Genomic DNA, 8,040 nt, shown 5'->3' with positions numbered 1-8,040 from the left:
GCCCACCCTTGACCAGCCTGACGGCCTCCAGCTTGAATTCCAGTGCGTACCGCGCCCGTCGTATCGAATCGCTCATTTCTCTCTCCTAAAACTGATTTTTACCTATCAGCTAAGGAGTACGTTTTTCAGGGGTAAGGTCATAGAGTGAGCCAGCGCTTGACCCGCGCGGCATGGTCAATCGTGAGACGCCAGGTGTGGTGGTCTTGGGCCTTGGGCCATGCGAGGTTCAAACGCAGCAGGCGTACATCACGGCTGACCAAGGCCACCAGCTTTTTGGCCGTGCCGACGTACAGCAGCAAGTCCTCGAGCTTTTTCAGTCGCCATGCGGACGGCGTCTTGCCTGCGATGTCAACGCCAAGCCATTCGTCACCCGGTGCAAATCCGGCACGGTGTGCGGCACTGCCGCTCAGCACAGTTTTGATCTGCACACTGTGGTACTCGCTCACGCGCAAGCCAAGGCGTTGGGCCATCGGCGCGGGGTCATGGTGGATGCCCACCCCATGCGCTGTGAGTAATTTTTCAAGCGGTAATTCGCGTGTGCCGTGTACCCATGCTTTGAACTCTGCGACCCATGAACGGCCTGTGAGTTCTTTGAGAACAGCCAGCACATCCGCCTCAAGCATGGGGCCATCTTGCGGGCCTGTGCAGCAACGCACCCACAAAGCGCGCATCACATCGTCCAGTGAGACGCTGTGGTTTCTCACGCCATGTTGCCGCAGTGATAGGTCGAGGCACAAGGCCACCAGTGCGCCCTTGGTGTAGTAGCTCACGGTGAGGTTGGGGCTGTTGGCGTCTGGGCGGTAGTACTTGGTCCACGCCTCAAAGCTTGACTGCGCCACACTCTGCACCTCGCGGCCCGGGGTTTGCTGCACTTGCTGGATGGTCTTGCTCAGCAGCTTGAGGTAGTGCGCATCGTCGATCAGCCCAGCGCGGTGTAGCAGCAAATCGTCGTAGTAGCTGGTGAAGCCTTCGAAGAACCACAGCAGTTCGGTGTAGTTCTCTTGGGTGTAGTCGTAGCGCGCAAACTCAGCAGGGCGCAAGCGCTTGACGTTCCACGTGTGGAAATACTCGTGGCTGATGAGACCTAAGAGCGTGGTGTAGCCCTCGCTCTGTTTGGCATCGCTTGCGTTGGAACCTTTGGCCCTGCTGTTGCTGCTCTCGCTGACACGCGGCAAGTCCGCACGGTTGCAAATGAGCGCGGTGGAGTTGCGATGCTCTAAACCACCGTAGCCTTGGACCACCGCATTGAGCATGAACACATAGCGTTGGTGTGGTGTGGCCGAGTGCTTGTTGCCACGTTTGGATTTCCCGTGCCAAAACCGAATCGCGGTCTCGCAAATTTTCTGGCTGTCGCGCAGCAAGCGTTCACCGTCAAACGCGGGTGTGGCACCTGCCACCACAAAGCGGTGTTCGATGCCGCAGGCCTTGAAGCTACCGCTCCAAAACGGGCCCATCTCCACGGGGCAGTCCACCAGCGCGTCGTAGTTGGACGCCACATAGGTGCCAAACCCTTGACGGTCGGTCTTGAGCGGTGTGAGGCCCGTGGCCACTTGCCACGGCTGGCTGTGCGGTGTGTGGAAGGTCTCGGCTACCAAACTCACCTGATGCGGCACATCTTCTAAGCTCTCGGCTTGCAAGAACACACTGGTGCCGTTGAAAAATCCGCGCTGCGTGTCTAGCCAAGCGGTGCGCACCGAATCGTCATGGGCGTGGACTTGGTAGTGCAGAGTAAGTGGGGCGTCTGCCCCACAGTCCACTTGCCATGTGCATTTGTCGATGTGTTGCACCGCCACTGGGCGATTGTTTTGACGTGCGCTGAGGGTGGTGATTTGCTTGGCAAACTCACGCACCATGTAGCTGCCTGCAATCCACACCGGCAGTGACACCCGTTGGCCTGCCGTGGGTTGCGCGATGGTGAGGGTCACGCCATACAAGTGGGCGTGCAAGTCAGCGGCTTCGACGCGGTAGTGCATAGTTGTCAAGTCGCCGCAGCGCCCAAAAGGCACGAGAAGGTAGACACCACGGTCAAGCGAAAGCGCAAGGTCATCCAGTCACGCAAGCCTGCCTCTGGCCATGTTTTGCGGTCGACCAAATAGCAAGCCAACAACAAGAGGCCCAGCACGGGCAAGCCAGCATAGGCAGGCATGATCACGGCAACCCAAGACACCAACGAGGGCACCACTCCCCACACCATGTGAAATTTGCGCTGGGGGGCGTTGTGGCGCAGCCCGATGCCCCAATGGATGCCGCCTAAAAACGAGGCAATGGTCGCACCATAGGCGCTCAGGGCAATGGCGACAAACGGGTGTGCTTCGGGCGTGACCACCCACATGAAGAAGGCCAGCACCACAAACGGCATCAAGCCTGCGTAGCCCAAACGTTCAATCAGTTGGCCTGCATGGCTGTCGGGGGCGATGGGAGTGTGAACCATGACGTACTCGTTTCTAGGTAGCGTGCGTGTGGGGGTGTTGACGAGGCTTTATTTGCTGGCGTCAGCCAAAAGCTTTTCGATTTGTGTGCTGTTGATCGCACCCGGCACACGCGTGCCGTCTTGTGCCACCAAGGTGGGGGTGCCGGTGATTTTGTATTTACGGCCCAAGTCCAAGTTGCGGTCTACCGCGGCGCTGTTGCACTGCACGGCGGTGGGGGGCACGTCTTTTTGCATCATGTCTTTCCAAGCGGTGGCAGGGTCTTTGGCGCACCACACATGGCGTGACTTCTCCATGGAGTTGGGGCCGAGCACAGGCATCAAGAACAAATACACCGTCACGTTGTCCACCTTGGCCAAGTCGCGTTCAAAGCGTTTGCAGTAGCCGCAGTTGGGGTCTTCAAACACGGCGAGTTTGCGTTTGCCGTTGCCGTGGACGATGGTGATGGCGTCTTTGAACGGCAGGGTGTTGAAGTCAATCGCGCTGAGTTTGTTTTCGCGTTCTTCGGTCAGATTGCGTTTGCTTTTGGTGTCGATCAAATTGCCTTGAAACAGAAAATTGCCTGCCGCATCGCTGTAGTAAATCTCGTTGGTGCTCAAGCGCAACTCGTAAATACCAGCCAAAGGCGTGGGCGTGATTTCCTCAATCTTTGGAATTTGTGGAATGCGTTCGCTCAAATTCTTGCGAATGGTGGCTTCATGGCCTTGTGCCAAAGCGCTGGAAAAACTCAGTGCGGCGATGGCCGCGATGGCGAGTGAGCGGAACAGGTGTTGCATGTGTGGTGTCGTCCAAAGTGTGTGCATGGCTGGGTACGTGGGGGCATCAACCCATGGCCTGTTGCATGGCCCAAGCTTTGAGGGGAGTGAGGTTGTTGAACCCGTTCATGCCCCAGTTGCGTAGCGCTTGCACGCTGGCATTGGGGTGAGCGAACAGGCGTTGCAAACCGTCGCAGGCCACCCAAGTGGGCATCATGGCGGCTTTGCGCGCACGCTCGTAGCGGCGCAGGAAAAAACGGTCCCCCACGCTGCGCCAATAGTCTTTGGCTTCGCGGGCTTGGAGTACGTGGGCCAACTCGGCCACATCGGCCAAGCCGAGGTTCAGCCCGAGGCCTGCAAGCGGGTGGATGTTGTGGGCAGCGTCGCCCGCCAAGGCCCATGCACTGCCGTCTGCCACTTGGCCTGTCCAACGTTCGGCACGTGCCAGTTGCAGCGGCCACATCGCGCGCGTGCTGGTCAGCGTGAGTTGGCCGAGCACGCCGTGGCTGGCGTTTTCCAGCGCCAAGGCAAAGGCCTCGGGGCTCAAGGCCAACATCTCTTGGGCGCGTTCGGGTGGCAGCGACCACACCAAACTTGCTGTGTCGCCTTGCGCGCCACCGAGGGGCAGCAGCGCCAATATTTCTAAGCCGTGCGCCCCTTGGCTGAACCATTGCAAGGCTTGCTGGCGGTGCGGTGTGCTGCAATGCACACGCGCAGCGACGGCGTGTTGCTGGTAGGGCAGCACGTCAAAGTCCACACCCAACTCGACACGGGTGGCGCTGGCGCGGCCCTCACACACCACCGTCAAAGCGGCGGGTTCGGGCGCGGTGAGGGGGGCGATCTCGGCTTGGTAACGCACCGCGTCAGCCAACTGAGCTTCGAGCACGGGTACGTCCACAATCCACGTCAGTCCCTCTGGCGTGGGGCTTTCAAAATGCGTGAAACCACCCTCGTCGCCCCACACGCGCATGTGCTGCACGGGTGTGGCGTGCAAGGCGTCAGGCCAGCAGCGCAATTCCGTCAGTAAGTCGCGAGAGGCGCTGTTGAGTGAGTAAGCCCTAACGTCCTGCGTCTTTTGAAGCGGTGACGCCACCAAACCCACACGCAACTTTTGGCGTGCGAGCAGCAAGGCCAAGGTGCGTCCCACCATGCCATCGCCGCGAATACATACGTCCAGTTTTTGAGCCATGGAGTTGATTGTAGGAGGGCGGCACAATGCCGCATGACCTCTGCCATTCAACCCTTGCACGCCCAAGCCCAAGACGCGGCTGCACCACACGAATTCCAAGCACGCATTGCCGCCTTGTGGGTGTTCCCCATCAAGTCGTGTGCGGGCATTTCGCTGCCACAAGCGGTACTCACGCCCACAGGTTTGACCTGGGACCGGGCGTGGATGGTGGTGGATGCGGCGGGCGACATGCTGACCCAGCGTGAATTGCCGCGCATGGCCTTGATTCAACCCGAACTCAGCGATGCCGAGTTGCTGCTGTACGCCTCTGGCATGGCCGCGTTCGCTGTGCCCTTGTCCTTGCCCTTGCCCCCACGCGCTGCGACCACGCCCGTGCGTGTGTGGGAGGACGAGGTGCCCGCTTTTGACATGGGCCCTGCCGCTGGCGCATGGCTCACCCAGTGTTTGGGTGACAGCCACGGCCATTTGCGCTTGGTACGCTTTGACGAACGTCACCCACGCTTGGCCAGCCCTAAGTGGACGCAAGGTGCGCAAGCGCTCAACCAATTCAGTGATGGCTTTCCTCTGTTGGTGGCTAGCACCGCCTCGCTCGATGAACTCAACACACGTTTGTCGCAACAAGGCGTGGCGGCGGTGGACATGCGGCGTTTTCGAGCCAACCTGGTGCTGTCGCAGGTGCAAGCCCACGACGAAGACCGCGTAGGTCTGATGACCATCGCCACCGACACGGGGGCGGTGCAGCTCAACCCCGTCAAGCCTTGCTCGCGCTGCCCCATTCCGAACATCGACCCAGACACTGGTGTGTCAACCCCCGCTGTGTCCGATACCTTACAGGTGTACCGCCAAGATGGGCGGCTCAACGGTGCTATCACATTTGGCATGAACGCGCTGCCGTTGGCTGGCATTGGCCACACCTTGCGTGTGGGGCAAGCGGTATCGGCACCTTGGTCGTTTTAACGTTGCAACGGCTTATCGCTTGCTAGGCACGGGTCGCGTAATTTCGCGCAAGATGCCCCCTCATGCACGCTGCCTTCGGTGCGGCCTTCACCGCGCATGCGTGCCTTGCAAACGGCACGTTCGTCACCTGCGTGTGCATCACATCGCTGCCTTTGATTGCCCTGCAAGGTCGAGGAGAGATGCGGGGAAAGGGATAGGTTAATTAGTACAATCGCATTCAGCCCTTCCAAGCCAATTCGCACCTGACACCGTTTACCGTTTCATAGCTGAGTCAGTCATGTTCACCACGCCCACATCGGGCTCGGTGGTGCAGCTGGGGTCTTGATTTCTAAGGATATTTTTATGAGTTTGAAATGCGGCATCGTGGGCTTGCCCAACGTTGGCAAATCCACCCTGTTCAACGCCCTGACCAAAGCGGGCATCGCGGCTGAGAATTACCCCTTTTGCACCATCGAGCCGAACACCGGCGTGGTTGAGGTTCCTGACCCGCGTCTACAGCAATTGGCCGAGATCATCACACCCGAGCGCATCGTGCCTGCGATTGTGGAGTTCGTGGACATTGCAGGCCTCGTGGCGGGTGCCAGCACAGGCGAAGGCTTGGGCAACAAGTTCTTGGCCCACATCCGCGAGACCGACGCCATCGTCAACGTGGTGCGTTGCTTTGAAGACGACAACGTGATTCACGTGGCCAACAAGGTCGACCCGATTGCCGACATCGAAGTCATTCAGACCGAGCTGTGCTTGGCCGACTTGGCTGCGGTGGAGAAAGCCATCCACCGCGTGAGCAAAATTGCCCGCTCCGGCGACAAAGAAGCCGTCAAGCAAATGACGATTCTTGAAAAGTGCCAAACCGCGCTGAACGACACCAAGCCTGTGCGTACCATCGACTTCAGCAAAGAAGAGCGGGCCGAACTCAAGCAGTTCTTCTTCATCACCGCCAAGCCCGCGATGTTCGTGGCCAACGTGTCGGAAGACGGCTTTGAGAACAACCCCTTTTTGGACCGCCTCAAAGAGTTTGCGAAAGCGCAAAACGCACCCGTGGTGGCCATCTGCGCCAAGATCGAAGCTGAGTTGTCTGAGATGGACGATGCGGACCGCTTGGAGTTTTTGAAAGAAATCGGCCAAGACGAGCCAGGTCTGAACCGTCTCATTCGCTCTGCTTACACCCTGCTGGGCTTGCAAACCTACTTCACCGCGGGTGTCAAAGAAGTCCGCGCTTGGACCATCCATGTGGGCGACACCGGCCCACAAGCCGCTGGGGTGATTCACACCGATTTCGAGAAGGGCTACATCCGCGCCCAGACCATCGCGTTTGAAGACTTCATCGCCTTCAAAGGCGAACAAGGTGCCAAAGACGCGGGCAAGATGCGCGCTGAAGGCAAGGAATACGTGGTGAAAGACGGCGACGTGATGAACTTCTTGTTCAGCTCGTAAGTGGTGCTGCGCTGACCCACAAAAAAGCCCTCGCACGCGAGGGCTTTTTGACGAGAGATCAGGCCGACTTGAATCAAGCCACCGCATCTGCGGGTTGACGCTGCAACATCGCCAATGTGCTGGCGATGGTTTTGCGCAGTTCACGGCGGTCACAAATCATGTCGAGGGCGCCTTTTTGCTGCAAAAACTCGGCACGTTGAAAGCCTGCGGGCAAGGTCACGCGCACGGTGTTCTCAATCACGCGTGGGCCAGCAAAGCCGATCAGCGCATTGGGTTCGGCGATGACCACATCACCCACAAACGCAAAGCCAGCAGACACGCCGCCCATGGTGGGGTCAGTCAACACGGCGATGTAGGGCAAGCCTTTTTTCGCCAAGCGGGTGAGCGAGGCGTTGGTCTTGGCCATTTGCATGAGCGACAGCAAGCCCTCTTGCATGCGTGCGCCACCAGTGGCGGTGAAGCAAATGAACGGTACTTTTTGCTCAATAGCGGTATGCACGCCGCGCACAAAACGCTCGCCCACCACCGAGCCCATCGAGCCGCCCATGAAGTCGAATTCAAAGCAGGCCACCACCACATTGATGCTGTGAACCGCCCCGCCCATGACCGCCAAGGCGTCTGTTTCGCCCGTGTTGCTCATGGCTTCTTTGAGGCGCTCGGGGTACTTGCGGCTGTCCTTGAATTTCAAGGCGTCCACAGGCAGCACTTCTTGACCAATTTCGTAGCGGCCTTCCGCGTCGAGGAACATGTCCAAGCGGTCACGCGCACTCATGCGGTGGTGGTGGCTACAGGTCGGGCAGACATTTTGGTTGGCTTGCAAGTCGCTCTTGTAGAGCACGGTCTCACAGCTAGGGCACTTCACCCACACGCCTTCAGGCACACTGCGGCGCTCGGAAGGTTCGGTGTGTTGAATCTTGGGGGGTAGCAGTTTTTCGAGCCAACTCATGGTGAGCCTTTCGTCAGTTCTTTTTGAATGGATGGATTTTAACGATCACGGCTTCCCTGCTGACTCGTTAGTTTGGATATCTGCCAGTCCAGGTCGCTTGACCAACAATGTTTGCTGAATAAGTCGATGCAAATGTTGATCTGGTTAGCGCTGCATTTTGTGAAATATTCGGTACGCTGGAATTCAATGCGGGCGGATTCAAGGACGAAGTGCAACAAAGATGAACTGGTTATAGGTGGCTGAGGATGCGAGAGCATCATGGCCGCTTTAACCGCCAAGTCGAAGTTGCCCAATGTACAAGCACCTCAGCCGAGAAGAACGATACCAAAT

The 8,040-nt window shown here is 58.5% G+C and carries 7 protein-coding genes; 2 read left to right on the top strand and 5 right to left on the bottom strand.

Features of this window, described 5'->3' with window-relative positions:
- Window positions 1–137: 137 nt before the first annotated feature.
- Genes RMS03_RS00595 through RMS03_RS00580 form a run of 4 tightly spaced genes read right to left on the bottom strand, consistent with a single transcriptional unit; the run spans window position 138 to window position 4,373 of the window.
- The gene (locus RMS03_RS00595) at window positions 138–1,973 is read right to left on the bottom strand and encodes a peptidase M61 (protein WP_310625189.1); all 1,836 of its coding nucleotides are present in this window, start codon (window positions 1,971–1,973) and stop codon (window positions 138–140) included.
- A 5-nt stretch (window positions 1,974–1,978) separates the two neighbouring features.
- Window positions 1,979–2,431 carry a DUF3429 domain-containing protein gene (locus RMS03_RS00590; protein WP_310625188.1) on the bottom strand — a complete coding sequence of 151 codons (453 nt, stop codon included), beginning with the start codon at window positions 2,429–2,431 and terminating at the stop codon, window positions 1,979–1,981.
- A gap of 48 nt (window positions 2,432–2,479) precedes the next feature.
- Entirely contained in the window at window positions 2,480–3,205 is a 726-nt protein-coding gene (locus RMS03_RS00585) for a DsbC family protein (RefSeq protein ID WP_310625187.1), read from the bottom strand.
- A gap of 46 nt (window positions 3,206–3,251) precedes the next feature.
- A complete protein-coding gene (locus RMS03_RS00580; protein ID WP_310625186.1) occupies window positions 3,252–4,373 on the bottom strand; it encodes an FAD-dependent monooxygenase in 1,122 nt (373 codons plus the stop codon).
- Window positions 4,374–4,406: 33 nt separating this feature from the next.
- Here RMS03_RS00580 and RMS03_RS00575 point away from each other — a divergent pair, with 33 nt between their 5' ends.
- Entirely contained in the window at window positions 4,407–5,330 is a 924-nt protein-coding gene (locus tag RMS03_RS00575; RefSeq protein ID WP_310625185.1) for an MOSC N-terminal beta barrel domain-containing protein, read from the top strand.
- A gap of 342 nt (window positions 5,331–5,672) precedes the next feature.
- Complete coding sequence (gene ychF / locus RMS03_RS00570) at window positions 5,673–6,764, top strand: redox-regulated ATPase YchF (protein ID WP_310625184.1); 1,092 nt, start codon at window positions 5,673–5,675, stop codon at window positions 6,762–6,764.
- Between the two features lie 73 nt (window positions 6,765–6,837).
- On the opposite strand, the gene accD is transcribed toward ychF, so the two are convergent.
- On the bottom strand, window positions 6,838–7,710 hold the full coding sequence (gene accD / locus RMS03_RS00565; protein WP_310625183.1) for an acetyl-CoA carboxylase, carboxyltransferase subunit beta: 873 nt from the start codon (window positions 7,708–7,710) through the stop codon (window positions 6,838–6,840).
- Window positions 7,711–8,040: the final 330 nt, after the last annotated feature.

Origin of the sequence: Limnohabitans sp., assembly GCF_031538885.1 — a bacterium.
Classification (GTDB): domain Bacteria; phylum Pseudomonadota; class Gammaproteobacteria; order Burkholderiales; family Burkholderiaceae_C; genus Limnohabitans.
This window is presented reverse-complemented; position numbering and strand designations above follow the sequence as displayed.